This window comes from Amycolatopsis sp. NPDC049159, from assembly GCF_040648295.1.
GTDB lineage: Bacteria > Actinomycetota > Actinomycetes > Mycobacteriales > Pseudonocardiaceae > Amycolatopsis > Amycolatopsis pretoriensis_A.
Window position 1 is genome coordinate 87,921 of record NZ_JBEZDL010000029.1, and the last position, 25,719, is coordinate 113,639.

Genomic DNA, 25,719 nt, shown 5'->3' on the forward strand with positions numbered 1-25,719 from the left:
TGGTGCGGCCGAAATGGGCCGGAGGGGTGCAAGCAGCACCCCTCCGGCCCATTCCTTGGACGGTGACGCCCCGATGTCAGCCCTGGCTTGCCCACCACTTCCGGCCGGCTTCGGGCAGGGTCGAGATCGGGTCGTAGTACGGGTAGCGGCGCTGCAACGCCTCCGGGTCGTCCAGCTCGATCCCGGTCCGGTAGTTCTTGGTCCAGTACGAGATCCCCAGCCCCCGGTCGTAGTCGGCCAGCTGGTGCACCCACCGCTTCCCCACGTAGGGCACGTCGCACACGATGCGTGGCGTCGCGTACCCCGGCAGGTAGCCCATGATCGAGTGCTGCAGCTCCTGCGCCTCGTGCACCGAAACCCGCCAGTGCTCGGCGTTCGGGATCATGTCGCACATGTAGAAGTAGTACGGCAGGATGTTCGCCTCACCCTGCAGCGCGAAGCACAGGTCCAGCAGCTGCGCCGGCGTCGCGTTGACCCCGCGCATCAGCACGCCCTGGTTGCGCACGTCCCGGACACCCACGTTCAACGCCGTCTGCGCCGCCTCCGCCACCAGCGGGGTGACCGACTGGGCGTGGTTGACGTGCGTGTGGATCGCCAGGTTGACGCCGCGGCGCTGCGCGGTCACGGCGACGCGCTCCAAGCCCTCGACGACCTTCGGCTGGAGCCAGTGCTGGGGGAGGGCCGCCAGCGCTTTGGTCGCCAGGCGGATGTCGCGGACCGTGTCGATGTCCATCAGGCGCATCAGGAACGACTCCAGCTGCGGCCACGGGACGTTGGCCACGTCGCCGCCCGACACCACCACGTCGCGGACGCCCGGGGTCTTCTTCAGGTACGCGATCATCGCGTCCTGGCGGTCGACCGGCTTGAGGGTCAGCTTGTGCTTCTCGACCGTGTCCGTCGAGTTGCCGACCAGGTCCATCCGGGTGCAGTGGCCGCAGTACTGGGGGCAGGTCGAGATCATCTCGGCCAGCACCTTGGTCGGGTAGCGGTGGGTCAGGCCCTCCACGACCCACATCTCCGCCTCGTGCAGCGAGTCGCGCTCCGAGTGCGGGTGGCTCGGCCAGGTGGCGTCACGATCACTGCGGACCGGGAGCATGTAGCGGCGGATCGGGTCGGCGTAGAACGCCTCGGTGACCTTCGCCGGGTCGGTGCCCGCCGTGGGCGCCATCGTGTTGAGCATCTGCGGCGGCAGCAGCATCGACATCGTCGCCATCTCGCGCTGGTCGGCGAGCAGGTCGTCGTAGAAGCGCTCCTCGAGCAGGTCGCCCATCAGGGCGCGCAGCTGCTTGGCGTTGCGGACGCAGTGCACCCGCTGCCACTGCGCGTCACGCCACTCGGCCTCGGTCACGTCGTGCCAGCCGGGGAAGCGGCGCCAGTCGGGTTCCACCAGCTCGGCGCGGGCGTACTCGTAGGGCTGGTCGAAGGCGGCGGCAGGCGTCACAGGTTCCTGGATCGCAGTCACTTGTACTCCTAGTCGTCGGGAACGCGTGAAAATATCCTGTCATAACGTTCTCACGGAGTAAATCTTCCTGCCTGCTGGCATGTCTTCCCCCAGGTGCAGTAGGCCCGGCGACCAGGGGGAGACTCGGGGGCGTGACGGACGAACACACGACGCTCCTGCTCGGCGGGCGCATCTACACCCCCGCCGGCCCGGACGCCACGGCCATGGCGGTCACCGGCGGCACCGTGGTCTGGGTCGGCCAGGACGCCCCGGCCCGCGCCCTCCACGAAAACGCCGAGATCGTCGACCTCCAGGGCGCTTTCGTCGCCCCCGCCTTCGTCGACGCCCACGTCCACGCCACCGCCACCGGCCTGCACCTGACCGGCCTCGACCTCACCGGCGTCCGCGACCGCGCCGAGCTGCTCGGCCGGGTTCGCGCCGCCGTCACCCCGGGCCAGGTCCTGCTCGCCCACGGCTGGGACGAGTCCGCCTGGACCGACCCGCGCCTGCCCCGCCGCGCCGAGCTCGACGACGCCGCCGCCGGCGCGCCCGTCTACCTCAGCCGCGTCGACGTCCACTCCGCGCTCGTGTCCACCGCGCTGGTCGAGCTCGCCCCGGCCGCCCGCGCCGCCGACGGCTGGTCGCCCGACGGCCCGCTGACCCGCGCCGCCCACCACGCCGTCCGCGCGGCCGTGCGCGCCGCCATCACGCCCGGGCAGCGCGAACACGCCCAGCGCGCGTTCCTCGCCGAGGCCGCGAAGCAGGGCATCGTCAGCGTCCACGAATGCGCCGGCCCCGACATCTCCGGCGCCGACGACCTCACCGCCCTCCTCGCCCTCGCCGGCCCGGACACCCCCGAGGTCGTCGGCTACTGGGGCGAGCTCGGCGCGGTGGACACCGCCAAGGCACTCGGCGCCCGCGGCCTCGCCGGTGACCTCTTCGTCGACGGCGCCCTCGGTTCCCACACCGCCGCCCTGAGCGCCCCGTACGCCGACCACACCGGAGCCGGCACGCTGTACCTCGACGCCCACCGCATCGGCGAGCACCTGGCCGCCTGCACCGAAGCCGGGCTGCAGGCCGGCTTCCACGTCATCGGCGACGCCGCCGTCGCCGAAGTGGTCGAAGGCTTCCGGCTCGCCGAGAAGGAGGTCGGGCAGCGCGCGCTCGCCGCCCGCCACCACCGCCTCGAGCACGTCGAGATGGTCACCACCGAGCAGGCGAAACTGCTGGCCGGCTGGGGCGCGGTCGCCTCGGTGCAGCCGCTGTTCGACGCGCTCTGGGGCGGCCCGGAAGGCATGTACGCCGACCGCCTCGGCCCCGATCGCGCCGCCGGGCTCAACCCCTTCTCCGCACTGGCCGCCGAAGGCGTCCTGCTGGCCTTCGGCTCCGACGCGCCGGTGACACCGCTCGACCCGTGGGGGAGCGTCCGCGCGGGCGCCTACCACCGGACGCCGGGCGCGGGCCTGTCGCCGCGGGCGGCGTTCACCGCCCACACCCGGGCCGGGCACCGCGCGGCCGGCGTCAACGACGGCGTCACCGGCAGCCTCGTCCCGGGCGCGCCGGCGCACTACGCGATCTGGGACGCCACCGACCTCGTCGTGGCCACCCCGGACAGCCGCGTGCAGCGCTGGTCCACCGACCCGCGCGCCGGCGTGCCGCCGCTGCCGAGGCTCGAACCGGACGCCGACCTCCCGCGCTGCCTGCGGACGGTCCGCGCGGGTGCGGTCCTCCACGACGCCATCACCTAGAGTTCTCAGTCGTGGCAGTCACCGTGGCGGACCCCGAACCGGGCGCCCCGCACCAACCCCCGCGAACCCGGCGGTTCCCCCGCGCGTGGCTCCTGCGGCTGGCCGGGGCGCTGGTGTCCGGCTTCGCCTACTACCTGAGCTTCGCCCCGCGCCCGCTGTGGTGGCTCGCCCCGCTGGCGTTCGCCGGGTTCGCCCTCGTGCTGCGCGGGCGGAGCTTCCGCGGCGCCTTCGGCTACGGCTTCGCGTTCGGGTTCGTGTTCTTCCTGCCGCTGCTGACGTGGCTGCTCGACTTCCTCGGCCCGGACTTCGGCCCGTGGCCGTGGCTGGGCCTGTCGTTCGCGCTGGCGCTCTACTACGGCCTCGCGGGCGGTCTGATCACCCTCGTGGCGCGCCTGCCGCCGGCGCCGCTTTGGGGCGCGCTGGTGTTCATCGCGCTGGAGACCCCGCGCGCCTGGTTCCCCTTCGGCGGCTTCCCCTGGGGCCGGGTCGCGTTCAGCCAGCCCGAAGGCGCCTTCCTGCCGCTCGCCTCGATCGGCGGCGCCCCGCTGGTCGGCCTCGCCGTCGTCTTCACCGGCTTCTGCCTGGCCGCGCTCGCCACCCGCCTGTGGGAGACGCGCGAGGTCACCCGCCCGGCCGTCTTCGCCGCGCTCGGCACCGTGCTGCCGGTCCTCGCCGGGCTCGCGCTGTGGCCCGCGATCGGCACCGGCGCCCAGGACGGCGAACGCACCATCGCGACCGTCCAGGGCAACGCCCCCGACATCGGCCTCGCCCTGCAGGGTGAGCGGGTCCTGCTGCGGCGCAACACCATCGCCGAGAGCCAGCGGCTGCTCGACGCCGTCCGCGCCGGGAAGGTCCCCAAGCCGGACCTGGTGCTGTGGCCGGAGAGCGCCACCACCGTCACCGGCCCCGACCCGCAGGTCGACCAGCTCGTCGCCAACTTCGGCGTCCCCGCCCTGATCGGCGCGCTCTACGAGCTGCCCGACGGGCACATCCAGAACTCCGTGATCGCCTGGGACCCGCACACCGGGCCCGGGCAGCGCTACGCGAAGCAGCAGCTGGTGCCCTTCGGCGAGTACGTGCCGGCCCGCAAGCTCGCCGAGCTCGTCACGCCGTTCCTCGACTCCGAGACCGTCGACATGCTCCCCGGCGACGGCGCCAACCAGACGCTGGCCGTCGCGGGCACCAAGGTCGGCGTGTTCGTCTGCTACGAGGCCGCGTTCGACTACCCGGCACGCGACGCCGTGCGCGACGGCGCCGAGGTGCTCGTGGTGCCGACGAACAACGCCTGGTACGGCGAGAGCGAGATGAGCGTGCAGCAGCTGGCCATGTCCCGGCTGCGGGCGGTCGAGCACGGCCGGGCGGTCGTGGTGTCCGCCGTCTCAGGGGTGAGCGCGATCGTCGCGCCCGACGGGACGGTGACCAGCTCAACGGGCCTTTTCACCGCGGATTCCCTGGTCGGGCGCGTCCCGCTCCGGACGCAGACTACGCTGTCGGATCGACTCGGTGCGTGGACGGAGTACGGGCTGCTGGCACTGGCGATCGCCGGGGTGGCCGGCGGGCTCGTACTCCGTTTTCGCACCCGGCGCGCGAGCGCCGGCACGGCAGCAGGGGAAGCGGCGGACTGACCGCCGCGGATATCGGAGGAGCACGGATGTCGCAGGCGCCGCGGGGGGCCCGGGAAATCGATCCGGTGCTGGTGGTGATCCCGACGTACAACGAACGGGAAAACCTCGGCCCGATCCTGGATCGCTTGCACAAGGTACTCCCGGACGTGCACGTGCTCGTGGTGGACGACGGCAGCCCGGACGGCACCGGCGAGCTGGCCGACGAGCGCGCGGCCGCGAACGACCACGTCCACGTGCTGCACCGCACCGAAAAGGCCGGCCTCGGCGCCGCCTACATCGCCGGGTTCCGCTGGGGCCTGGCGCGCGAGTACAACACGATCGTCGAGATGGACGCCGACGGCTCGCACGCGCCGGAGGACCTGCCGCGCCTGCTGGACGCCGTCGGGGACGCCGACCTGGCGATCGGCTCCCGGTACGTGCCGGGCGGAGCTGTCGTGAACTGGCCTGTCAACCGCCAGGTCCTCTCCCGCGGCGCGAACGTCTACTCGCAGCTCGCGCTGGGCATGCGCGTGCGGGACATCACCGCCGGGTTCCGCGCCTACCGCCGTCCGGTGCTGGAGAAGCTGGCCCTCGACGAGGTCAACTCGCACGGCTACTGCTTCCAGATCGACCTCACCGTGCGCACGGCCGACGCGGGCTTCGAGATCGTCGAGGTGCCGATCACGTTCACCGAGCGCGAGATCGGCGAGTCGAAGATGAGCGGCTCGATCATCCGCGAGGCGTTCCTGCGGGTGGCGAAGTGGGGCGTGGAGCGGCGCTGGCACCAGGTGCGGCGGCTGGTCAAGCGCGGCTGAGCCGCGCCGTCACGAGCCACGTCCGGGCCCCGAGGAGCACGCCTTCGGGGGTTTCGTGCGCGGCGAAGGCGTCCCGCAGGCGCGTCACGGCGTGTTCGTCGCCGTCGGGGAGCAGCTGCTTGACGTCGAGCAGGCCGAGCGCGAACTCGGTCGCCGCGGCGGCGTCCGGGCCGTAGCAGACCGGTTCGCGCAGTTCGGTGAACTCGACGCCGGTGAAGCCGGCGCCTTCGAGCAGCGCCCGGGTGCGGCCGGGGTCGCCGAGGGAGAAGTGCGGCCCGGGCGGCGGTGGCTCGGCGCCCGGGGCCAGCGCGTCGCGCAGCAGCGAGTACCACTCGTTGCGGTCGCGGTCCTGCCACACGAGCAGCACCAGGCGGCCGCCGGGGCGCAGCGCGCGGGCGAGGTTGGCGAAGGCCGTGGGCGGGTCGGGGAAGAACATCGCGCCGAACCGGGACAGCACGACGTCGAACGCGGTCGCCGGGAACGGGTGCGTCTGGACGTCGGCGACCTCGAACGCCGCGCCGCCGAGCTCGCGGGCCTTGGCGATGGCCGGCGCGGAGAGGTCGACGCCGAGCGCGTTCGCGCCCGCCGCGGCGGCTTCGCGGGTGGACTCGCCGGTGCCGCAGCCGACGTCGAGGACGTCTTCGCCGGGCCGCACGGCGGCCACCGCCCGGAACCGCTCGTTGTGCCTGCGGACCTCCTCGTCGAAGATCGCCGCGAACCGGGCCCGGTGTTCACTCACGTCGTCTTCTCCCGTTCTGGGCCATGATGGGGCCGATGACGACCATCGTGGCCTTCCACGCCCACGCTGACGACCCCGTGCTGCTCAGCGGCGGCACCCTGGCCCGGGCCGCGGCCGACGGGCACCGGGTGGTGGTCGTCGTGGCCACCGACGGCATGGTGGCCGAGCACCCGACACCCCGCTGGGGTGAGCTGGAGGCCGCGGCGGCCATCCTCGGCGTGCGGCGCGTCGTGCACCTGGGGTACGCCGACAGCGGGCACGGGCCGGAGCTGTACCCGGACCCGCCCGGCCGGCAGCGCTTCGCCCGCGCGGACACCGAGGAGGCCGCGCACCGGCTCGCGGCCCTGCTGCACGAGGAGCGGGCCGACCTGCTGCTCGGCTACGACGCCCACGGCGGCTACGGCCACCCCGACCACGTCAAGGTGCACGAAGTGGCGCGGCGGGCGGCCCGGCTGACCGGGACCCGGCTGCTGGAGGCCACGCTGCCCCGCGACTTCGCGCTGCGGTTCGTCCGGGTGCTGCGGGCGCTGCGGATCCCGTTCCGGTACGACGCCGAGGCGCTCGAGCACGCCTACAGCCCGGGTGCGGCCGTCACCCACCGCTTCGACGTCCGTCGCTTCGCCGGGCGCAAGCAGGCGGCGCTCGCCGCGCACGTGTCCGACGTCCGCGGTCCCGGGCGGCTCTCGGCGGTGCTGCGGCTGCTCGTGTGGCTGCCGGCACCGCTGTTCGCGGTGGTGGCGGGCCGCGAGTGGTTCGCCGAGGTCACGCCCGCAGGATCGGCACCCCGAGGTCTGCAAGTTCCTGCACGTTCTGGTCGGCGGAGTCGGTGATCACACCGGCGACGTCGGCGAAGGGCAGGACGGTGAACCGCGACGCCGCGCCGATCTTCTCGGCGCTGGCCAGCACGTAGGTGTCGGCCGCGCGGCGGGCCAGGGTGCGTTTCATCGCGGCTTCGTCGGCGTCGCCGGTGGTGAGCCCGGCCTCGGGGTGCACGCCGGTCACGCCGAGCAGGAAGACGTCGGCGCTGATCGCCTGGGCGGCCTCGGCCGCGGCGGCGCCGCAGGTGACGGCGGAGTGCCGGAACAGCCGCCCGCCGAGCAGGAAGACCTCGACGCCGGGGTGCTCGAGCAGCGCGACGGCGACGGTCGGGCTGTGGGTGACGACGGTGGCCTCGAGGTCGCGGGGGAGGGCGTTGGCGACGGCGAGGGTGGTGGTGCCGCCGTCGAGGATGACGGTCGACCCGGGCCGGACCAGCCCGGCGGCGACCGCGGCGACCCGGTCCTTGCCGGCCACGGCGATGGCGGTGCGGCCGGCGTAGTCGGCGAGCGCGGGGGAGACGGGCAGCGCCCCGCCGTAGACGCGCTGGCACAGCCCGGCCGCGGCCAGGTCGCGCAGGTCCCGCCGGATGCTGTCTTCGGAGACCCCGAGCTCGGCCGCGACGTCCTTCGCCAGCACCTTGCCCTCGCCCGCCAGCCGGGCGAGCAGCAGTTCACGGCGTTCCCCGACCAGCATGCACGATCCTCCTTGTTTCTTCCGAGTCGTGCACATTATGGTCGCGGCATGACCTCTTCGACAAGCCCGGCCCGCAACCCGCGCGTCCGGATCACTGACGTCGAGCTGCTGTCCTCGGCCTGGTACGTCCTGCGCCGCACGACGTTCGACTTCCAGCACCGCGACGGCCGCTGGACAACCGAGCAGCGCGAGACCTACGACCGCGGCAACGGCGCCACGGTGCTGCTGTACGACCCGGCGGGCGGCACGGTGCTGCTCACCCGCCAGTTCCGCTACCCGGTCTACGTCAACGACCACCCGGACGGCATGTTCCTGGAGACGGCCGCGGGCCTGCTGGACACCGACGACCCGGAGACGGCGATCCGCCGCGAGGCCCAGGAGGAGACGGGCGTCCGCATCGGCGCGCTGGAGCACGTGTTCGACGTCTACACGAGCCCGGGCTCGGTCACCGAGCGCCTGCACTGCTACGCGGCGCCGTACGACCCGGCCGACCGCGGTGCGGGTGGCGGGATCGCGGCGGAGGGGGAGGACATCGAAGTGGTGGAGCTGCGGTTCGAGGACGCGCTGAAGATGATCGGCACGGGGGAGATCGCCGACGCGAAGACGATCATGCTCCTGCAGTGGGCGGCACTGGCCGGCCCGTTCAGACCGCGAGAGTAGGCCCGAGCCCGTTCAGGGCGTTCGCCGGCACGCGGGTGGAAGCGGACAGTGACGTCGTTCGGCCATCCGATAGCCGAGGTTCAAGCGATGGTGGGGAGTGCCCGGGAATGCGTCGGGTTGCTCCCGGTGTCACGCGATGATGCGGCGGTGACCAGAGAGATGTCCTTGCCACCCTCGCACCCGCTGGTACCGCGTCCGTTGTTGCCGCGGTGGACAGTGCCGGTGGTCGCCGTGGTCGTGCTGGCCGCGGCGGGGGTGGCGGGGTGGGTTTTGTGGCAGTGGATTGACAGTCTGGCGTTGGCCGATCCCGAGAAGAAGGCCGCGGCGCAGCTGGACGTGGTGAAGGTTTCGGCGTCGGTGGCGGTGGCCGGGGGTGGTTTGTTCGCCCTGTACCTCGCTACCCGGCGGCAGCGGACACAGGAGCTGGAATTGGAGGCCCGGCACGCCGAACTGCGGCATCGACAGGCCGAGCTCGACCAGCGCGATCGCACCCAGGACCACGCTGAACAGGTCGCCGAGACCAACCGCCTGCACTCCAAACGCGTTGCGGACGCATCGGAATGGGACGCCATCTCACGTCGTGTGACCGACCTGTACAGCACGTCAGTCGGGCAACTGGGGTCGGACCACGCCGCGGTCCGGCTGGGCGGGATGTATGCCCTGGAACGCCTGGCCCAGGACAACCCACCGCAACGGCAGACCGTGGTGAACGTGTTGTGCGCCTACCTGCGCATGCCGTACGCCGTGCCGGCGGACGAGCCGCCGCAGCGGCGGCTCGGTCGACCGCGTGCTCCACTGCGGACGTCACGCGATCGACCCGCGTCCGCCACCAGCTCGACGCCGCCTCGCACTGATCATCAGGCGAACCTGCAGGAACGAGAGGTTCGGCTCACCGCCCAACGCCTGCTCTTCAGTCATTTGACCCCCCGGTTCCGGGGCCCCGATTGGATCGTCCACGAATCGCCGGGCTTCTGGGCCGATGTCGATCTCGACCTCGCCGGAGCGACCCTGATCGACTTCGCCCTCGCCGGTTGCGCCGCCCGCACCTTCTTGGCCACCGGCGCGAGGTTCGTCGGCACCACCTCGTTCGCCGGGGCGGCGTTCACCGGGCCTGTCCAGTTCGACAAGGCGGCCTTTGCCGGCCCCGCCCACTTCGACAAGGCAACGTTCACCGCCCTCGCCGACTTCAGTGCGGCGACCTTCGCCGGGGACCCCGTCCGGCCGTACGATCTGGATCATTCCAAGCCCTACGGCAACAGCTTCATCGACGTGTCCTTCGGCGGCGGCGCCCGGTTCGACAAAGTCAGCTTTGCCGGGTTCACCAGGTTCAACGAGGTGAGGTTCACCGGACCCGCCCGGTTCGACGGCGCCACGTTCACCGATGAAGTCAGCTTCACCGGAACGACGTTCGGCAAGCCCCAGTTGACCTCGGTGCTCGGGTACCACTCTTTCCTCCTTGCGAAGTTCGCCGGGCGAACCGATTTCGCGAAGGCAAGGTTTGCGGAGTGCACGTGGTTCACCGAAGCGACGTTCGATGGACTCGTCGGCTTCGACGGCGCACTGATCGAGCAGGACGTGCTGACCCGGTACTCCTCGATGGCCGCGCGCACGAACCGGCTTCAAGGCCGTCGCCCAGTGCTCTGGCCGCCTGGATGGCGTCCGGCTGACGAGCACATCACCGCCGAGGACTTGCCGGGCACCTGGCACACCTTCGAGCGGACAGAGCCCGGACCCGACGCGAACTGACCCGGACAGGAGATTCGCCGTCCAAAGCTCGGATTCGCCCGGGTCGCCGGCCGCCAGGTAGGTGAAAGGCCCCCGCGGGGGGAGGTCGCGGGGGCCTTTCCGTTGTGGTGGTCGCGGTTGCTACGGGCTGGGCGGGACTACGCGGACCGGGAGGTCCGGCGACCCTTCAGCTCGGCGAGACGTTCGTTGAGCAGGTCCTCGAGCTCGGGGATCGTGCGCCGTTCCAGCAGCATGTCCCAGTGGGTGCGCGGCGGCTTGACCTTCTTCTGCTCGGGCTGCCCACCGTCGACGATCTCCGATTCGCTGCCGTGCAGGCGGCACTCCCAGACCGTCGGGATCTCGGCGTCGTCGGAGAACGGCACCTCGAACTCGTGGTTCTTCGGGCATGCGTAACGCACAGTGCGGCGTGGAGCGAGGTCGTGGTTGCGGTCGGTCTCGTAGCTGACCGCTCCCAGCCGGCTTCCACGAAGAACACGGTCGGCCATAGTGGGGTCCTTTCAGTCAGCTCCGGGGTGGAGCCAGGGTGATGCTCACCCTATGCAACGAGTCAGGGCCCCCGGGGATTCCCGGGAGACCATGTCGTTGCTCACGATGAGCTGCGTCACCCGCCGGCATCAGCTTCCTCTAGTAGGAGGCGTTTCGCGCTCCGGCGTGACGTCAATACGGCCTTCTTAGTGCTGATATCCCCCGGATGGGCTACTGGGGCCTGACTCAGGTCAACCGTAACTGACCGTGATGAGCAGTAACCGGCCCCAAGTCACCCGATCGAAAGTGGCGGCGACACAATACCTGATAACGCACCGTAGCGAATTCGGCCTCAAATCGTGCTGAAGCTGAAGTTTCAACTACGGATTGTTCGGTATCTGCCACCACGACGGTATCGCCTTCCCGCACGACCTCGCCGTCGACCACCCTCGCGTTGAACCGCCCGGGCAGCCCGCACCAGCACAGCACCTCCACCTGGACCGGCTGCAGCTCGTCCGCCAGTTCGAACAGACGAGCGGCTCCCGGGAACAGCCGGCTCCGGAAGTCCGTCGCGATCCCGAAGCAGTACACGTCGATCTCGACCTCGTCGGCCAGCTCCGCCAGCTGGTCGACCTGGGCGGGGGAGAGGAACTGCGCCTCGTCCACCACCACGTAGTCCACGTGCTGCCCGCGCGCCCACTCCTGCCGGACCAGGTCCCGCACGTCGGTCTCCTCGACGACCTCCACCGCCTGCCGCGTCAGCCCGATCCGGCTCGAGATCTGCGGCGCGCCCGAACGGTCGTGGCGCACCAGGATCAGGCCACGCCGCCCCTGCCGGGCGTGGTTGTGGTCGATCTGCAGCGCGAGCGTCGACTTCCCGCAGTCCATCGGTCCGTAGCAGAACTTCAGCCTGCCCACCGGCGGCGTACCGCGGCGCGAACCGGCCGCGGGGACCGACGACAGGGCGTCCGTGGGGTCGGGGCCGGCGGCCCGGTCGTTCACAAAGGTCACGACCGTCGACCCTATCGGGGCCTAGAGCACCTCCGGCGGGGTGTTGCCCGCCGCCACGATCGCCCGCCGCACCGGCACCAGCCACACCAGCACCAGACCCGCCGCGAAGAAGATCACCAGCGCCACGATGGCCAGCCGGAACGACCCCGTCGCCTGCCCGACCCCGGCGAACACCAGCGGCCCCAGCCACGACGTCCCGCGCTCGCCCACGACGTAGAGCGAGTAGTACTGGGCGTCCTTGCCCGCCGGGATCATCTGGCTGAACAACGACCGCGACAGCGCGTTCGTTCCCCCCAGCACCAGCCCGATCCCCACCGCAACCGCGAGGAACTGCAGCATCTGCTTCGGCTGCACGAAGTACGCCCCGGCCAGCACCACCACCCACAGCACCAGGCTGCCCAGGATCGTCCGCTTCGCCCCGATCCGCCGCGCCACCAGCCCGTGCAGCGTCCCGCCCAGGTACGCCACGAACTGGATCACCAGGATCGTCATGATCAGCACGCTGTTGCCGAAGCCCAGCTCGTCCTTGCCGTACTGCGCCGACACCGTGACCACCGTGTTGATGCCGTCGGTGAAGACCAGGTAGCTGCCCAGGAAGGCCAGCGTCAACGGGTACGCCTTCGCCGACACCAGCGTCTGCCGCAGCTCCGCGAAGCCCGCCCGCAGCACCGTCCGGCCCGGCACGACGTCGACCGGGGTGTGCCGGCGGGGGAGCCGGCGCACCGCCGGGATCGTGAACGCCGCCCACCACAGCCCCGAGGTCAGGAAGCAGATCTGCACCGCCATGCCCTCGCTGACCCCGAACGTGGCGTGCCCGAGGTAGAACCCCAGCTGCAGCGCCAGCGCCAGCCCGCCACCCAGGTACCCGAACGCCCAGCCCTTCGCCGAGATGTCGTCCCGCTCGTCCGGACTCCCGATGTCCACCAGGAACGAGTAGTAGACGACCAGCGAACCGCCGTAACCGATGTTCGCGATGATGAACAGCACCACGCCCAGCTGCCAGTCCGACCCCGCGAGGAAGAACATCGCCGCCGCGGCCGCCGCACCCAGGAACGCGAACCCGCCCAGGATCCGCCGCTTGTTGTGGCTGCGGTCGGCCACCGCACCCGCGATCGGCAGCACCAGTACCTGCACCACCGTCGCCACCGACAGCAGGTAGCCCCACACCGAACCGGCGGGGAAGTGGAGCCCGAACAACGTCACGTCGCAGTTGTGCAGCGTGTCCGCCTTGCCCGCCGCGTTCAGGCAAGCGCGGTCCCCGTTAAGGGTGAAGTTCGTCTTCGCGTCCGCCGCCGCGATCTCGCTCATGGACAACGCGCCGAACACCGTCGTCGACGACGAATAGAACGGCGAATTCGCCCAGTCGTAGAAATACCAGCCCCAGCGCTCGCGCTTGGTCGAGCGCGTCCCGGCCAGCGTCATCCACGGCTCCTTCGAATCAAGAACTTCCAGGTCAGCGCGGAGACTACTGGGAGGTAGCGACGACGCTCACAGCACCGCCGAAACCGTGTCCGGTTTGTCGCATCGCGCGCATCCGCCACTTCCGGGGCAATCACGGTCCCGCCGTCACCGCGTGTCGCGAACAGATGTGAACGGTGTTTCATGTGAGACTGAGGCGCGCAGTGTGTCCCTTGTGGTCAGTGGGGCACACTCCTACTGTGCTCCCATGATCCAGATCCGGAGACGCACCGTCGCGAGAGTCCTGCTCCTCGCCTTCGCCGCCATGGGTCTGCAGCTGACCATCCCCGCTGTCGCCTCCGCGGACCCCGCGCCGACCGCCTGGGCCAAGCTCCGCATGTGCGAATCCAGCGGCCGCTACGCCACCAACACCGGCAACGGCTACTACGGCGCCTACCAGTTCGACCTGCCCACCTGGCGCAGCGTCGGCGGCACCGGCCGCCCCGACCAGGCCGCACCCGCCGAACAGGACTACCGCGCCCTCTACCTCTACCGCATGCGCGGCTGGCAACCCTGGCAGTGCGCCGGCATGCTCAAGCTCGCCGGCGACGCCGACGCCCGCAGCAAGCGCGTCCCCACCTACGCCGACTCCGCCTACATCGGTGGCGGCCCCGCACCCCAACCTGCCCCGCCACCCCCCGGCGGCCCGATGCCCGCCTGGCCCGGCGTCGTCTACTCCTACGGCGACTGCGCCGCCCCGCTCAAGGCCTTCCAGCTCCGCATGAACGCCTACGGCTACGGCTTCACCGGCACCGGCTGCTACTACGACAAGACCCGCACCGCCGTCCTCGACCTCCAACGCGCCAACGGCATCAAGGACAGCGGCCTCCTCGGCCCCAAGACCTGGACCGCCGCCTGGCAGGGCAAAGCACCTCGCTGACCCCCTCGTGAGTGGCTAGGGCGGTCAGAACCGGCCTGACCACTCACGAGCCCTGCGACCGCTGCCACGCGCCCCGCTCGATCAGCACCTCGCGCAGCAGGTCCGGCCGGTCCGTCACGATCCCGTGCACCCCCAGGTCCAGCAGCATCCGCATCTCCGCCGGATCGTCGATCGTCCACGTGTGCACCTCGATCCCGGACCGACCCGCGATCGACACGAACGCCTTGTCCACCACCCGCAACGCACCCTGCCGCACCGGCACCTGCGCCATCGCCCCCAGCACCAGCCGGCCCAGGGGGAGCAGCGGCAGCTTCCCCCGCGCCCACAACGCGAACGCCGACCGCGGCCCCATCGCCGTCACCAGCTTCGGCCCCGCCAGCTTCCGCAACCGCACCAAACGCGCGTCCGAAAACGCCGCCGCCGCCACCCGGTCGTGCGCACCCGTCCGCTCCAGCACCCGCACGAACGGCTCCACCGCCCGATCCACCTTCACGTCGATGTTGAACCGCGCGTCGGGGAGCTCCTCCAGTACGTCCTCCAGCCGCGACAACGGCACCTTCCCACCGACCTTGACGCCCTTCAGCTGCTCCCACGTCTGCGCCGCGATCGCCCCGGCACCATCGGTCGTCCGGTCCAGGTTCGCGTCGTGGTGCACCACCACCACACCGTCCGCCGTCGCGTGCACGTCCGTCTCGAGGTACCGGTACCCCTCCGCGCACGCCCGCTGGAACGCCGGCAGCGAATTCTCCAACCCGTCCAGCTCATCGAGGTGCCACCCCCGGTGCGCGAAGGCGCGGGGGAGCGGATCGGCCAGGTACGGGAACGACGGCTGCATCCCCCAAGTGTGCACTTCCGCCATGACCCCGGCATGACCCGGCGATGGCCAGCTAGGGTCTCCCGGGTGAGGGAAGCCGCCGAACTGACCCAGCTCGAACCCGTCCCGGCCCGCCGCGGCGCCCCCAAGCACTGCGGCTGGTGCGGCCGCCGCCTCCCGGAAGCCGGCAACGTCGGCCGACGGCGCCGCTACTGCGGCCAATCCTGCCGCCAGCGCGCCTACGAACGCCGCACCGCACTCCAGCGAAGCGGACTGCCCGAAGACGCCGTCGTGCTCTCCGACACCGAGATCGCCGCCCTCCAGGACCGCCTCTTCCAGCTCCGCTGCGCCGCCGAAGACATCGTCACCGCCGTCGACGACGGAGCGGACGCCCGCGAGCTACGCGGACTCGCCGACGAAATCGCCCGCGCCGCCAAGGACCTCGAACAACTCCGCTGACCCCTCACGACCCCGCGCCCAACCCGTCCAGGGCCCGGTACGTCCGGTTGCTCGCCGCCGCCGCACGCTGCTCACGACCCGTCGCCTCGATGTAGTTCTGGCTCGTCGCCAAGCTCGCGTGCCCCAGCAACGCCATGATCTCCGAAGCTGTCGCCCCGTCCTCCGCCAACCGCGTCGCGAACGTGTGCCGCAACGCGTGCAAGTTCGCCCCCGCCGGCACCCGGTCGTGCAACCCCGCACCCCGGTAACACGACTTCACCAGGTACTCCAGCGCACCCCGCCCGATCGGCTCACCCGCCCGGTCCAGCAGCAACGGCGAACCAGGGGAGGACCGCACGTTCGGGAACCGCACCCGGCACGACTCCCGGTACCGCTCGATCAGCTCCGCCAGCACCGGCTGCACCGGGATCGACCGATCCCGGCTGCCCTTGCCCTTCACGTGCAACCGCAGCTCACCCGCACGCCCCACCAGCGACCGCGACGTCAGCGCCCGCATCTCCGCCGCCCGCAACCCCGCCACCAGCCCCAGCGCGATCACCAGCACGTCCCGCTCCGGCCACGGATCCCGCGCGCGCCGCGACCCGGCGGCCGCCGCCGACAGCAGCTGCTCCGGGGTTTCCTCACCCCGCAACGGCTTCGGCGTCAACGCCGGCGTCCGCGGCCGCGCCACCGCACCCATCGGGTTGCCCGGCAGCAAGCCGTCGGCCACGCAGAACGTCAGGAACTGGTTCCACGTCGACCACGCCCGCAGCACCGAGCTCTTCGCGTGCCCGTCCGCGAACGCGCCGAACGCCGACCGCAGCGCCGGCCCGGTCAGCTCGGCCACCTCCAGGTCCTCGGCGGGGCGGCCGAGCTCCGAAACCAGGAGAGTGGTGATCCCGGCGAGGTCCCGCCGGTAGGCGTCGGTGGTGTGCGGCGAGTCCTTGCGCGGCCGGCGGGCGGCGAAGAAGGCTTGCTGCGCCTCGGAAAGCCTCATGTGGATCTTGTACCGCACAGCACCGACAATTCCGGTGCCCGGGTCCCCCGACATTTCATGCATAATGGCAATTATGCATGAAATGTCGGTTTAGCCCGGAGTGACCCCCTGGGGGATCCGGGTCTTTCGCGAAGTCGATTTCAGGCCCCGAATCGCCTCTCGATGCTCACGACGGGGATGCGCACGTATGTTCGAGTGCCCGGCCGGCCGTGGGCCACCTCAGGAGGCCGGATGACCCGAGGCGACCCACGGCGACGTCTTGCGTCGTCGACCTGACATCTCCGGAGACCTACTTGACCCCTAGAGTTTCGTCACCGTGACGTTTTGGGGTCGAGTGGCAGGACATCGGCTCCGCGGCTCCAGGGGATGCTCCTGCGGCCCCCCCAAGAGGCGCCTTCAGGGTTGCGTGGCGCCCGACGCGGGAGAACGGCGGAGCGGAAACCTCAGGAGAAGCTGTCCTGGCGAAGCGAACGCACCACCGCCGGATCCCGGCTTTGGCACCCCTCCTGGCTTCCCGTCGCAGCGTGTCCCCAAGTGCCGATAATGTACATTATGTCAAGTAACGTCAGTGCCAGTCGCTGATCATGACGTCCCGCGGTGCTGGGGCGCCCTCCCCGGTCTCCACGAGCTGCTTGAGGCTCATCAGGTAGATCGCCCACTTCGTGCTGCAGTGGTGCATGAACTCGACGGCCTCGCGCCAGCCCTCGTGCTTGAAGAGGACGATCGTGTAGTCGTCTCGCTGCTCCAGGTCCCAGCGGATCGTCGTGCCGATCCACTCGGGCGGGCCGTCGACGACCTCCCAGCGGACGAGCCGGCCCGGGTCGAGCTCGATGACCTTCATGTCGAAGCCGCCCGGGATGAAGCGGAACGCGATGACGTCGCCGACGCCGGTCTCCCCTTCGGTCTTCTCGGTCCACCAGCCGGCGAGGCCGTCGATCGTGGTGAGCGCTTCGTAGACCTTCTCCGGCGTGGCGTTCTGGACGCCGATGCGGTGCAGGATGTCCATTTCTACTGCTTCTTCCGTTCGATGGTTTCGGCGATGTGCTTGATGCGGCGGAGCCGGGCGTCCCAGGCGTTGCCGACGTCGGTGAGCTGCGCGACGGCGCGGGCGAGCTGGGTTTCGTCGACGCGGAACTGCTTTTCGCGTCCTTCGGCCTGTGCGTGCACGAGGCCGACGCGGTCGAGGATGGCGAGGTGCTTGGCGACGGCCTGGCGGGTCACCGGGAGGTGCTCGCTGAGGCTGGTCGCGGTCCCCCGGCCTTCGGTGAGCAGGAGGTCGAGCATGCGGCGGCGGGTGGGGTCGCCGATGGCCGACCAGAGGTCGTCGTCCACGGCGGTGCTCACCGGGTGGCCCCCACCTCGGCGGCGCGGGCGGGCAGGCGGGGCAGGAAGTGGTCCCAGCCGCTTTCGTGGTCGGCGTATTCGGCGGCGATCTTGGCTTCGTCCCAGCCGCGTTCGCGGAAGCCGGTTTCGGTCATCCGCAGGCGGGTGCCGGTGGCGGTGGGTTCGAGTTCGAAGACGACGAGGAAGGAGTTGCCGGGTGCGGCGGTCTCCCCGTCGGCGTGGGTCCAGCGGAAGGAGAAGAGCTTCGGCGGGATGGCGTCGACGACGGTGAAGCGGACTTGCTGGCCGTCGAAGGCGATGTGGCCTTCTCCCCCGGGTTCGACTGGGTAGTCGGCTTCGTCGGGCCACCATTCGCGGACGTGTTCGGGGTTGCTGACGACGTCGAAGACGACGTCGGGGGTGGCGTCGATGTGGAGTTCGCGTTCGAGGGTGCCGTGGTCCATGTCCGCTCCTTTGTGCAACGTTTGGTTGCGTGTCACGTTAGCTCGCGGGGCGCGGATGTGCAACCTTCAGTTGCGTTGAGGTCGTGCTGCACCCAGGCGACGTCGTGCCAGGCGCCGTGCTTCCAGCCGACGCGGCTGTAGACGCCCGCCGGCTCGAAGCCGAGGGCGCGGTGCAGTCCGGCGCTCGCTTCGTTCGGCAGGGTCATGCCGGCGAAGGCGCGGTGGAACCCGCGCTCGCGCAGCCGTTCGAACAGCTTCTCGTAGAGGGCGCGCCCGGCGCCGGTGCGGCGGCGGCCGCGTTCGAGGTAGATGCTCGTTTCGCAGGACCACCGGTAGGCGGCGCGGGCGGCGAAGGGGGTGGCGTAGGCGTAGCCGGCGATGTGGTCGTCGTCTTCGAGAACGAGCCAGGCGTGGGCCGCGGTGATGCGGCGGGCCATTTCGGTGGTGTCGGGCGCTTCGGTTTCGAAGGAGATGACGGTGTCGGTGACGTAGGGCGCGTAGATGGCCGCGCAGGCGGAGGCGTCGGCGGTGGTGGCGTCGCGGATCATGGCTCATATGGTAGCCAGAATGGATCGTATAGTATCCACGGTTATGACCGATCCCCTGTCCGCCCGCTTGGCGGCCACCGTGCACGCCACCCGGACGTCCCGCGGTCTTTCGGCCGCGGCGCTCGCCGACCGCTCGGGGGTGTCGCGCGCGATGATCGGCAAGATCGAGCGGGGCGACGTCCAGCCGACGGCGGCGTTGCTGGCGAAGCTTTCGGACGCGCTGGGCCTGACGCTCTCGGAGCTGATCGCCCGAGCCGAGGGCGACGAGCGGCGGCTGGTGCGGGCGGCGGACCAGCCGGTGTGGGTGGACCCGGAAACCGGTTACCGCCGCCGCGCCGTCTCCCCCGCCGCCGGCCGGCCGCTGGAGCTGGTGGAGGTCGAACTGCCCCCGGGCGCCGAGGTGGCGATGGCGGCGGGGACGTACGCGTTCCTGCACCAGCAGATCTGGGTGCTGGCCGGGCAGCTGCGGTTCCACGAGGGTGCGCAAGTGCACGACCTGGCGGCCGGGGACTGCCTGCAGCTGGGCGCGCCGTCGGACTGCGTGTTCGCGAACCCGGGTGCGCTCCCCTGCCGGTACCTGGTGGCGTTGCTCAAGCACGCCACCTGAAGAGGTGATCCGTGGTGCCGCCAGCTTCGCGCGGTGAGCCGTCTGCGGAGGATCTGGTACCAGTGCGCGGAGTTCCTGCGGATCCGCCGGTACCGGCTGGTCGCCGACGGCGAGCCGGCGTGGCTGCGGTGCTGGCAGCGCGGATCCTGCCGCACTTCGGGTACGCGCACGTGCACTACCGTGCGGAGGCGGGCTTGCAGTTCCCGGCGACGGAGCGGCCGAACCTGCTGGATTTCGCGTACTTCGCTTTCACGGTGGGGACTTCGTTCGCGACGTCCGATGTGGAGGTTCAGACTCGGCCGATCCGGCGGGTGATCACCGGGAAGTGGCGTCGACGCCGGTGAGTTCGGCCGACAACGCCCACAGGCGGGCGGCTTCGCTCGGGTCGATGGCGTAGTCGCGGACACCCACCCGGAGGCCGACGTCGGTCACGCCGTCGCCCTCGGGGGCGAGTCCGGCGATGTCGCAGTCTTCGAGGTAGACGCCGCCGTGGCCGTCGAGCTGGGGTGAGGTCGCGGCCCAGACCTGGGTGGCCGCGCCGGCTTCGGGGGTTTTGAAGTAGCCGCTGGGGACGCCGTTTTCGTCGACCCAGCCCTGGGCGACGCGCTCGTCCTGCGGGATGTGGCGGGCGAGGTTGGTCAGGATCGAGCCGGGGTGCAGGGCGAAGGCGCGTACTCCGCGGTCGCGGCCGAACCGGTCGAGGTGGACGGCGAAGAGGATGTTGGCCGTCTTGGCCTGGCCGTAGGCGAGCCACTTGTCGTAGCCGGTCTCGAAGTGGGGGTCGGCCCAGCGGACGGGTGAGAAGTGGTGGCCGCGGGAGGAGACGGAGACGACGCGTGCGCCGTCGGCGATGGCCGGCCAGAGGCGGTTGACCAGGGCGAAGTGGCCGAGGTGGTTGGTGGCGAACTGGGCTTCCCAGCCGGGCCCGACCCGGGTTTCGGGGCAGGCCATGATGCCGGCGCTGTCGATGACGACGTCGAGGCGGCGGCCGGTGGCGAGGAAGCGGTCGGCGAAGGCGCGGACGCTGTCGAGGTCGCCGAGGTCCAGTTCGTCCACCTCGGCGAGGCCGTCGAGCGCGGCTTCGGCGGTGGCGCGGCGGCGGGCGGGGACGACGACGTGGGCGCCGGCGTTCGCGAGGGCGCGGGTGGTTTCGAGGCCGATGCCGGAGTAGCCGCCGGTGACGAGGGCGAGCTTGCCGGTGAGGTCGATGCCGTCGAGGACTTCGGCCGCGGTGCTGGTGGCGCCGAAGCCGGAACCGATCTTGTGCTGCGGGGTGGTCATGGTTTCGACGGTAGGAGCTGGAGTGCGCTCCAGCGCAAGCGCGCGGGAGGGTGACGGCGTGGAGCGGGTGCTGGTGCTGGGGTGCGGCGGGGCCGGCAAGCCGCTGTTCGCGCGGCGGCTCGGTGTGGTGACCGGGCGGCCGGTCGGGCGGGCTGGAGCTGGACAAGGTGTTCTGGCAGCCGGTGCCGGTCGGGCTGGCGCGGGCGGAGTGGGTGACGCGGCAACGGGAGTTGATCGCGGCGCCGCGACGGACCGTACGACGTCCTGGAGGTGCGGCTGCGGTGGCTGCTGACCTACCGGTGGCGGCACCCCCGGAACTGCGGCGGACGCTGCCGGCGTCCGATGTGGACGTCGTGGCGCTGCGCTCGCCCCGCGCGGTGGCAGCTTTTCTAGCTGCCGGAGCGTTGACTGAAGAAGTGAATCAGTGCTTCACTTCTTGACGTGCCCTACCGCCGCACCCCCAAGGTGCAGGAACGCCTGGATGCCCAGCGCGAGACGATCGTCGCCGCGGCGACCGAGCAGCTCGCCGAGCACGGCTACGGCGGGTGCTCCGTTGCCGCCGTCGCCGAGCGCGCCGGGGTCGCCGTCGGCAGCGTCTACAAGCACTTCCCCACCAAGGCCGACCTCGTCGTGCACGTGTTCCGGCAGGTCGTGACCCGCGAGGTCGAGGCCGTGCGGGCCGCGTCCGCGCGGCCGGGTGAGCCCGCCGAGCGGGTGCTGGCCGTGTTCGAGACCTTCGCCCAGCGCGCGCTCAAGGCGCCCCGGCAGGCCTACGCGCTGCTCGCCGAGCCGGTCGACGCGCTGATCGACGCCGAGCGGCTCGAGTTCCGGCGGGCGTTCACCGAGGTCGTCGCCGAGCACGTCGCCGCCGGGGTGAAGCAGGGCGCGCTGCCGCCGCAGGACGGCCGGCTGACCGCCGCCGCGCTGGTCGGGGCCGCCGCCGAAGTTCTCATCGGTCCGTTGACCAGCGGTAACGCCGGTGACGTCGCCGAGCTCCGCACGTTCGTCGTCCGCGCTCTAGGAGGTTCCGATGCCCGCCACGCATGAGGTCACCAACCAGGTCCCACCCCTGGCCGGCCACGACGCCGGGGACGACCCCGCGCTGCTCGAAGGGCTGGAGCGGGCGGGCGCGGGCTGGGCCGCCGCCGAGGTGCACGAGCTGGGCCGGCTGGCCGGGAGCGAGCAGGTCCAGGAGTGGAGCCGGCTGGTCAACGAGAACGAGCCGGTGCTGCGCACCCACGACCGCTACGGCAACCGCATCGACGAAGTCGAATTCCACCCGCGCTGGCACGACCTGATGACCGTCGCGGTGGGCCACGGCCTGCACGGCACGCCGTGGCAGGACCCGCGCGAAGGCGTGCACGCGGCCCGCGCGGCGAAGTTCTACGTCTGGGGCCAGGCCGAGGCCGGGCACAGCTGCCCGATTTCGATGACCTACGCCGCGATCCCGGCGCTGCGGGCCAACCCCGAGCTCGCCGCGCGGTACGAGCCGCTGCTGGCCGCGACCGAGTACGACTTCGGGCTGCGCGAGCCGGGCACCAAGCGCGGCCTGATCGCGGGCATGTCGATGACCGAGAAGCAGGGCGGCTCCGACGTCCGCGCCAACACGACCACCGCGACCCCGAGCGCCGACGGCAGCTACACCCTCGTCGGGCACAAGTGGTTCACCTCCGCGCCGATGTCGGACATGTTCCTGACGCTGGCGCAGGCGCCGGGCGGGCTGTCGTGCTTCCTGCTCCCCCGCGTCCTGCCCGACGGTTCGCGCAACCCGATCCGGCTGCAGCGGCTGAAGGACAAGCTGGGCAACCGGTCGAACGCGTCCTCGGAGATCGAGTACGACGACGCCGTCGGCTGGCTGGTCGGCGAAGAGGGCCGCGGGGTCCGCACGATCATCGAGATGGTCAACAACACCCGGCTCGACTGCACGCTGGGCAGCGCGTCCGGGATGCGGCTGGGCGCCGTGCGCGCGGTCCACCACGCGACCCACCGGCACGCCTTCGGCAAGGCGCTCGTCGACCAGCCGCTGATGGCCAACGTGCTGGCCGACCTCGTGGTCGAGTCCGAAGCCGCGACGACGGTGGCGATGCGGCTGGCCGCGGCGGGCGACCGGACCGGCGACCCGCAGGAGCAGGCGTTTCGGCGGCTCGGGCTGGCGGTGTCGAAGTACTGGGTGTGCAAGCGGGCGCCGGCGCACGCCGCCGAAGCCCTCGAATGCTTCGGCGGCAACGGTTACGTCGAGGAGTCGGGCATGCCGCGGCTCTACCGCGAGGCGCCGCTGTCGTCCATTTGGGAGGGTTCGGGCAACGTGGCGGCGCTGGACGCGTTGCGCGCCATGGGCAAGCAGCCCGAATCGGTGGCCGCGTTCTTCACCGAGGTCGAGCAGGCCGCCGGCGGCGACGCGCGGCTGGACGACGCCGTCGACCGGCTCCGCAAGGAGCTGACCGACCTGGACGCGATCGAGTACCGCGCGCGCCGCGTGGTGGAGTCGATGGCGCTGGTCCTGCAGGGCTCGCTGCTGGTGCGCCACGGCCACCCGGCGGTCGCGGACGCGTTCTGCGCCTCCCGCTTCGGCGGTGACTGGGGCATCGCCTTCGGCACGCTCCCGGCCGGCGTCGACACCGGAGCGATCATCGAGCGCGCCGCCGTGCGCTAGCCGCGTTCGGCCCGCTGCCGGGCGAGCTCTTCGACGGCGCTGGGGAGGGTCTCCTCGAAGTCGATGAGCTTCGCCCAGGTGGGGGTGACGACGATGCGGACCATGCCGTCGTAGAGCGAGCGCACCTCGCGCTCCCACTCGACGCGCTGCTCGGGCGTCATTTCGTAGCTGCCGTTCATCGTCAGGTACTCCTGCGGGATGCCGTCGACGACGTCGAGCTCGGCGCGGCCGCGCAGCAGCAGGATCTTCGGCGGGTGGGACTCGGTGTCGATCGTCATGGCGACGGCCGGGTTCGCCCGCAGGGAGCGCAGCTTCGGCATGTTCTTCGCGGTGCACATGACGATCTCCGCGCCGTTCCAGGTGAACGCCATCGGGACCGACCGCGGGGTGCCGTCCTGGGCGACGTAGGCCAGGCGGGTGATGTCGCGGGCCAGCAGTTCCTTGCTGTAGGGCCGGTTCAGCACCTCGGTGATCTCGTTCTGCTCCACGGTGTCCTCCGTCTCCGGGGCGGCCGGTGGTGGCCGCTGCTGCCCCTGGGACGGAGTCGTCACCGGGTTTTCGACATCAGCCGCCGAGCGCGTCGAGGGCGCCGGCGACCGCGGCGGCTTTGAGCTCCTCGACGGGGGCGTCGGGGAACTGCATGCAGACGTCCTGGAGGCCGCCGAGGGCCAGGATCGCGCGGGCCTGGCGCGCGAGCGTCGGGGACGGGCCGCAGATCAGTTCGGTGAGCCGGGTGCGCCAGCCCAGCACCTTGTCGATCAGGCCGAGCTCGGCCAGGGTCGGCATCTCGGCCAGCAGCATGATCACGTCCGCGCGGTGGCGGTAGTTGAAGTCGAAGAACCCCTCGATCAGCTCCCGCACCGGCGCGTCGCCGCGGGCTTCCTGGGTGCGGAGGAACGCTTCGCCGTCGTCGAGCATCGGCTGGACGATGCTGAGCACGAGGTCGTCGCGGGACGGGAAGTGGTAGTAGAGCGCGGGTTTGGTGATGCCGAGCCGGCCGGCGATGTCCTGGAGGCTGGTGCGCTGGACGCCCTGGCTGGTGAACAGGTCGCGGGCGACGTCCAGGATGCGCTGCTTGGTGTCGGAGGGTTTCGGCACCCGCCCAGCATAACTGACTTACCGATAGGTAAGGAGACGTGGTACAACTTACCTACCGTTAAGTCAGGGAGGTACTCATGCGGATCCTCGTCTCCGGCGCGAGCATCGCCGGCCCCGTGCTGGCGTATTGGCTCAGCCGTCACGGCTTCGACGTCACCGTCGTCGAACGCGCCCCGGCGCTGCGCAAGACCGGCGGCCACGCGGTCGACCTGTTCCGGCCCGCCATGGACATCACCGAGAAGATGGGCGTGCTGCCCCGCGTGGAAGCGCTCAAGACCGGCACCACCCGGATGACCCTGCACCGCGAAGGCGTCCGCCGGCCGGCGCGGGTGGACCTGTCGAAGATCTTCCAGGCCACCTCCGACCGGCACGTCGAGATCATGCGCGACGACCTCGGCGAGATCTACTACGACGCCGGCCGCGACGACGTCGAGTACCTCTTCGGCGACTCCGTCACCGCCCTCTCCCCCGACGGCGACGTCACGTTCGAGCACGCCGCGCCCCGCCGCTTCGACATCGTCGTCGGCGCCGACGGACTGCACTCGAACATCCGCCGCCTGGTCTTCGGCGAGGAAGCCGGGCTGACCCGGTTCATCGGGGCCTACCTGGCGGTGCTGTCCCTGCCGGACACCCTCGGCCTCGACGGCGAGACGGTGATGCACCTCGGCGCCGGCCGCACCGCGGGCATCTACAGCGCCCGCCACCTCGACGACGCCCGCGCGGTGTTCCTGTTCCGCCGCGACGAGGAGCTCGACTACCACCACCGCGACGTCCCGCGGCAGAAAGAACTGCTGCGCGAGGCGTACGCCGGGATGCACCCGCAGGTCGACGAGTGGCTCGCCGGACTGGACGGGCCGGGCCCGTTCTACTTCGACTCGATCACCCAGCTGCAGCTGGACACCTGGTCACGCGGCCGCGTCACCCTCGTCGGTGACGCGGGCTACTGCCCCGGCCCGGCGGTCGGCGGCAGCACGAGCCTGGCGGTGCTCGGCGCGTACGTCCTGGCCGGCGAGCTGGCCGCGGCGGGCGGCGACCACGAACGCGCGTTCGCCGCCTACGAACAGGAGATGGGCGAGCTGGTCCGCAAGAGCCGCGCCTTCGCCGTCGGGGCGGCCCGGAGCCTGATCCCGGCGTCGCGGGCGGGGGTCTGGGCGCTGACCACCGGCGGCCGGCTGATCTCGGCCCTGCCGGCCGGGGTGAGCCGCGCGGTCGCGAAGCTCAACACCGGCGGTGTGCGGATGCACGACTCGATGCCGGTCAAGGACTACGAGGCCGCCCCGGTGGGCTGACGGTGGTGCTCGACGTCGGCCGCGGCACCCGAGGAAGCACGGGCGGGCGCGCGGGGAGGAGCCCGCGCGCCCAGTCGCGCTGGACCTCGCCGCCTGGCGGGCCCGGGCCGAGGTCCCGGCGCTGCTGC

Annotated in this window: 28 protein-coding genes; 13 read left to right on the plus strand and 15 right to left on the minus strand. The window is 71.3% G+C overall.

Annotated features, from left to right (window positions below):
• Positions 1-76 precede the first annotated feature (76 nt).
• Positions 77-1,462 (minus strand): lysine 2,3-aminomutase, encoded by a 1,386-nt coding sequence (locus AB0B33_RS40525; RefSeq protein WP_360781980.1) that lies wholly within the window; start codon positions 1,460-1,462, stop codon positions 77-79.
• A 131-nt stretch (positions 1,463-1,593) separates the two neighbouring features.
• On the opposite strand from AB0B33_RS40525, the gene AB0B33_RS40530 reads away from it, so the two are divergent.
• The 3 genes from AB0B33_RS40530 to AB0B33_RS40540 are packed head-to-tail and all read left to right on the plus strand — an operon-like array spanning position 1,594 to position 5,608.
• Positions 1,594-3,189 (plus strand): amidohydrolase, encoded by a 1,596-nt coding sequence (locus AB0B33_RS40530; protein WP_360781982.1) that lies wholly within the window; start codon positions 1,594-1,596, stop codon positions 3,187-3,189.
• A gap of 11 nt (positions 3,190-3,200) precedes the next feature.
• Complete coding sequence (gene lnt / locus AB0B33_RS40535) at positions 3,201-4,814, plus strand: apolipoprotein N-acyltransferase (RefSeq protein WP_360781984.1); 1,614 nt, start codon at positions 3,201-3,203, stop codon at positions 4,812-4,814.
• Positions 4,815-4,840: 26 nt separating this feature from the next.
• Positions 4,841-5,608, plus strand: a complete 768-nt coding sequence (locus AB0B33_RS40540; protein WP_360781986.1) for a polyprenol monophosphomannose synthase — start codon at positions 4,841-4,843, stop codon at positions 5,606-5,608.
• On the opposite strand, the gene AB0B33_RS40545 is transcribed toward AB0B33_RS40540, so the two are convergent.
• On the minus strand, positions 5,595-6,347 hold the full coding sequence (locus tag AB0B33_RS40545; protein ID WP_360781988.1) for a class I SAM-dependent methyltransferase: 753 nt from the start codon (positions 6,345-6,347) through the stop codon (positions 5,595-5,597). The two genes, AB0B33_RS40540 and AB0B33_RS40545, sit on opposite strands and share 14 nt — an antisense overlap.
• Positions 6,348-6,382: 35 nt before the next feature.
• Here AB0B33_RS40545 and AB0B33_RS40550 point away from each other — a divergent pair, with 35 nt between their 5' ends.
• On the plus strand, positions 6,383-7,177 hold the full coding sequence (locus AB0B33_RS40550) for a PIG-L family deacetylase (RefSeq protein WP_247023312.1): 795 nt from the start codon (positions 6,383-6,385) through the stop codon (positions 7,175-7,177).
• Here the strand turns inward: AB0B33_RS40550 and AB0B33_RS40555 are convergent.
• A complete protein-coding gene (locus AB0B33_RS40555; protein ID WP_360781990.1) occupies positions 7,110-7,859 on the minus strand; it encodes a DeoR/GlpR family DNA-binding transcription regulator in 750 nt (249 codons plus the stop codon). The genes AB0B33_RS40550 and AB0B33_RS40555 overlap by 68 nt on opposite strands.
• Positions 7,860-7,907: 48 nt before the next feature.
• Here AB0B33_RS40555 and AB0B33_RS40560 point away from each other — a divergent pair, with 48 nt between their 5' ends.
• Together AB0B33_RS40560 and AB0B33_RS40565 are read left to right on the plus strand one after the other, a co-directional pair.
• Positions 7,908-8,519, plus strand: coding sequence for an NUDIX domain-containing protein (locus AB0B33_RS40560; RefSeq protein WP_360781992.1), 612 nt, complete (start codon positions 7,908-7,910; stop codon positions 8,517-8,519).
• A gap of 147 nt (positions 8,520-8,666) precedes the next feature.
• Positions 8,667-10,265 carry a pentapeptide repeat-containing protein gene (locus tag AB0B33_RS40565; RefSeq protein ID WP_360781994.1) on the plus strand — a complete coding sequence of 533 codons (1,599 nt, stop codon included), beginning with the start codon at positions 8,667-8,669 and terminating at the stop codon, positions 10,263-10,265.
• Positions 10,266-10,402: 137 nt separating this feature from the next.
• On the opposite strand, the gene AB0B33_RS40570 is transcribed toward AB0B33_RS40565, so the two are convergent.
• The 3 genes from AB0B33_RS40570 to AB0B33_RS40580 form a co-directional block, all read right to left on the minus strand.
• Entirely contained in the window at positions 10,403-10,750 is a 348-nt protein-coding gene (locus tag AB0B33_RS40570) for an RNA polymerase-binding protein RbpA (protein ID WP_003081521.1), read from the minus strand.
• A 226-nt stretch (positions 10,751-10,976) separates the two neighbouring features.
• The gene (locus AB0B33_RS40575) at positions 10,977-11,741 is read right to left on the minus strand and encodes a thymidine kinase (protein ID WP_247023315.1); all 765 of its coding nucleotides are present in this window, start codon (positions 11,739-11,741) and stop codon (positions 10,977-10,979) included.
• Positions 11,742-11,762: 21 nt separating this feature from the next.
• Complete coding sequence (locus AB0B33_RS40580) at positions 11,763-13,163, minus strand: MFS transporter (RefSeq protein ID WP_247023316.1); 1,401 nt, start codon at positions 13,161-13,163, stop codon at positions 11,763-11,765.
• Positions 13,164-13,407: 244 nt separating this feature from the next.
• Between AB0B33_RS40580 and AB0B33_RS40585 the strand changes: the two genes are divergently transcribed.
• On the plus strand, positions 13,408-14,079 hold the full coding sequence (locus AB0B33_RS40585; RefSeq protein ID WP_360781996.1) for a transglycosylase family protein: 672 nt from the start codon (positions 13,408-13,410) through the stop codon (positions 14,077-14,079).
• Between the two features lie 43 nt (positions 14,080-14,122).
• On the opposite strand, the gene AB0B33_RS40590 is transcribed toward AB0B33_RS40585, so the two are convergent.
• Positions 14,123-14,914: a glycerophosphodiester phosphodiesterase gene (locus tag AB0B33_RS40590; RefSeq protein WP_360781998.1), complete on the minus strand. Its 792-nt coding sequence runs from the start codon at positions 14,912-14,914 to the stop codon at positions 14,123-14,125.
• A gap of 66 nt (positions 14,915-14,980) precedes the next feature.
• Here AB0B33_RS40590 and AB0B33_RS40595 point away from each other — a divergent pair, with 66 nt between their 5' ends.
• On the plus strand, positions 14,981-15,352 hold the full coding sequence (locus AB0B33_RS40595; RefSeq protein ID WP_247023319.1) for a hypothetical protein: 372 nt from the start codon (positions 14,981-14,983) through the stop codon (positions 15,350-15,352).
• 4 nt (positions 15,353-15,356) lie between these two features.
• Here the strand turns inward: AB0B33_RS40595 and AB0B33_RS40600 are convergent, their stop codons facing one another.
• The 5 genes from AB0B33_RS40600 to AB0B33_RS40620 all read right to left on the minus strand — a co-directional run bounded on the left by AB0B33_RS40600 (position 15,357) and on the right by AB0B33_RS40620 (position 18,663).
• Positions 15,357-16,346 (minus strand): tyrosine-type recombinase/integrase, encoded by a 990-nt coding sequence (locus tag AB0B33_RS40600; RefSeq protein ID WP_247023320.1) that lies wholly within the window; start codon positions 16,344-16,346, stop codon positions 15,357-15,359.
• Between the two features lie 547 nt (positions 16,347-16,893).
• On the minus strand, positions 16,894-17,334 hold the full coding sequence (locus tag AB0B33_RS40605) for an SRPBCC domain-containing protein (RefSeq protein ID WP_360782001.1): 441 nt from the start codon (positions 17,332-17,334) through the stop codon (positions 16,894-16,896).
• A gap of 2 nt (positions 17,335-17,336) precedes the next feature.
• Positions 17,337-17,672 carry a metalloregulator ArsR/SmtB family transcription factor gene (locus AB0B33_RS40610; protein ID WP_360782003.1) on the minus strand — a complete coding sequence of 112 codons (336 nt, stop codon included), beginning with the start codon at positions 17,670-17,672 and terminating at the stop codon, positions 17,337-17,339.
• On the minus strand, positions 17,669-18,115 hold the full coding sequence (locus AB0B33_RS40615) for an SRPBCC domain-containing protein (protein ID WP_360782005.1): 447 nt from the start codon (positions 18,113-18,115) through the stop codon (positions 17,669-17,671). The genes AB0B33_RS40610 and AB0B33_RS40615 overlap by 4 nt, the downstream gene beginning before the upstream one ends.
• Positions 18,116-18,147: 32 nt before the next feature.
• On the minus strand, positions 18,148-18,663 hold the full coding sequence (locus AB0B33_RS40620; protein WP_360782007.1) for an N-acetyltransferase family protein: 516 nt from the start codon (positions 18,661-18,663) through the stop codon (positions 18,148-18,150).
• Between the two features lie 43 nt (positions 18,664-18,706).
• Here AB0B33_RS40620 and AB0B33_RS40625 point away from each other — a divergent pair, with 43 nt between their 5' ends.
• Together AB0B33_RS40625 and AB0B33_RS40630 are read left to right on the plus strand one after the other, a co-directional pair.
• Positions 18,707-19,270, plus strand: coding sequence for an XRE family transcriptional regulator (locus tag AB0B33_RS40625; RefSeq protein ID WP_360782009.1), 564 nt, complete (start codon positions 18,707-18,709; stop codon positions 19,268-19,270).
• A 170-nt stretch (positions 19,271-19,440) separates the two neighbouring features.
• Positions 19,441-19,614: a DUF1345 domain-containing protein gene (locus tag AB0B33_RS40630; RefSeq protein ID WP_360782024.1), complete on the plus strand. Its 174-nt coding sequence runs from the start codon at positions 19,441-19,443 to the stop codon at positions 19,612-19,614.
• On the opposite strand, the gene AB0B33_RS40635 is transcribed toward AB0B33_RS40630, so the two are convergent.
• Positions 19,586-20,551, minus strand: coding sequence for an SDR family NAD(P)-dependent oxidoreductase (locus tag AB0B33_RS40635; RefSeq protein ID WP_360782011.1), 966 nt, complete (start codon positions 20,549-20,551; stop codon positions 19,586-19,588). The two genes, AB0B33_RS40630 and AB0B33_RS40635, sit on opposite strands and share 29 nt — an antisense overlap.
• A gap of 441 nt (positions 20,552-20,992) precedes the next feature.
• Between AB0B33_RS40635 and AB0B33_RS40640 the strand changes: the two genes are divergently transcribed.
• Both AB0B33_RS40640 and AB0B33_RS40645 read left to right on the plus strand, forming a co-directional pair.
• A complete protein-coding gene (locus AB0B33_RS40640) occupies positions 20,993-21,598 on the plus strand; it encodes a TetR/AcrR family transcriptional regulator (protein WP_247023328.1) in 606 nt (201 codons plus the stop codon).
• On the plus strand, positions 21,582-23,204 hold the full coding sequence (locus AB0B33_RS40645) for an acyl-CoA dehydrogenase family protein (RefSeq protein WP_360782013.1): 1,623 nt from the start codon (positions 21,582-21,584) through the stop codon (positions 23,202-23,204). The genes AB0B33_RS40640 and AB0B33_RS40645 overlap by 17 nt, the downstream gene beginning before the upstream one ends.
• Here AB0B33_RS40645 and AB0B33_RS40650 read toward each other — a convergent pair.
• Together AB0B33_RS40650 and AB0B33_RS40655 are read right to left on the minus strand one after the other, a co-directional pair.
• Positions 23,201-23,692: a pyridoxamine 5'-phosphate oxidase family protein gene (locus tag AB0B33_RS40650; protein ID WP_360782026.1), complete on the minus strand. Its 492-nt coding sequence runs from the start codon at positions 23,690-23,692 to the stop codon at positions 23,201-23,203. The genes AB0B33_RS40645 and AB0B33_RS40650 overlap by 4 nt on opposite strands.
• Positions 23,693-23,768: 76 nt before the next feature.
• Positions 23,769-24,302, minus strand: coding sequence for a TetR/AcrR family transcriptional regulator (locus tag AB0B33_RS40655; protein WP_247023331.1), 534 nt, complete (start codon positions 24,300-24,302; stop codon positions 23,769-23,771).
• Between the two features lie 77 nt (positions 24,303-24,379).
• Here AB0B33_RS40655 and AB0B33_RS40660 point away from each other — a divergent pair, with 77 nt between their 5' ends.
• The gene (locus AB0B33_RS40660) at positions 24,380-25,591 is read left to right on the plus strand and encodes an FAD-dependent monooxygenase (RefSeq protein ID WP_360782016.1); all 1,212 of its coding nucleotides are present in this window, start codon (positions 24,380-24,382) and stop codon (positions 25,589-25,591) included.
• The last annotated feature ends 128 nt before the right edge of the window (positions 25,592-25,719 follow it).

Bases quoted from the DNA above. Each gene is read 5' to 3' on its own strand.
- AB0B33_RS40540 (WP_360781986.1), top strand. From the start codon at position 4,841: ATGTCGCAGGCGCCGCGGGGGGCCCGGGAAATCGATCCGGTGCTGGTG.
- AB0B33_RS40550 (WP_247023312.1), top strand. From the start codon at position 6,383: ATGACGACCATCGTGGCCTTCCACGCCCACGCTGACGACCCCGTGCTG.
- AB0B33_RS40555 (WP_360781990.1), bottom strand. From the start codon at position 7,859: ATGCTGGTCGGGGAACGCCGTGAACTGCTGCTCGCCCGGCTGGCGGGC.
- AB0B33_RS40560 (WP_360781992.1), top strand. From the start codon at position 7,908: ATGACCTCTTCGACAAGCCCGGCCCGCAACCCGCGCGTCCGGATCACT.
- AB0B33_RS40570 (WP_003081521.1), bottom strand. From the start codon at position 10,750: ATGGCCGACCGTGTTCTTCGTGGAAGCCGGCTGGGAGCGGTCAGCTAC.
- AB0B33_RS40580 (WP_247023316.1), bottom strand. From the start codon at position 13,163: ATGACGCTGGCCGGGACGCGCTCGACCAAGCGCGAGCGCTGGGGCTGG.
- AB0B33_RS40585 (WP_360781996.1), top strand. From the start codon at position 13,408: ATGATCCAGATCCGGAGACGCACCGTCGCGAGAGTCCTGCTCCTCGCC.
- AB0B33_RS40590 (WP_360781998.1), bottom strand. From the start codon at position 14,914: ATGCAGCCGTCGTTCCCGTACCTGGCCGATCCGCTCCCCCGCGCCTTC.
- AB0B33_RS40605 (WP_360782001.1), bottom strand. From the start codon at position 17,334: ATGGACATCCTGCACCGCATCGGCGTCCAGAACGCCACGCCGGAGAAG.
- AB0B33_RS40615 (WP_360782005.1), bottom strand. From the start codon at position 18,115: ATGGACCACGGCACCCTCGAACGCGAACTCCACATCGACGCCACCCCC.
- AB0B33_RS40620 (WP_360782007.1), bottom strand. From the start codon at position 18,663: ATGATCCGCGACGCCACCACCGCCGACGCCTCCGCCTGCGCGGCCATC.
- AB0B33_RS40625 (WP_360782009.1), top strand. From the start codon at position 18,707: ATGACCGATCCCCTGTCCGCCCGCTTGGCGGCCACCGTGCACGCCACC.
- AB0B33_RS40635 (WP_360782011.1), bottom strand. From the start codon at position 20,551: ATGACCACCCCGCAGCACAAGATCGGTTCCGGCTTCGGCGCCACCAGC.
- AB0B33_RS40645 (WP_360782013.1), top strand. From the start codon at position 21,582: ATGCCCGCCACGCATGAGGTCACCAACCAGGTCCCACCCCTGGCCGGC.
- AB0B33_RS40660 (WP_360782016.1), top strand. From the start codon at position 24,380: ATGCGGATCCTCGTCTCCGGCGCGAGCATCGCCGGCCCCGTGCTGGCG.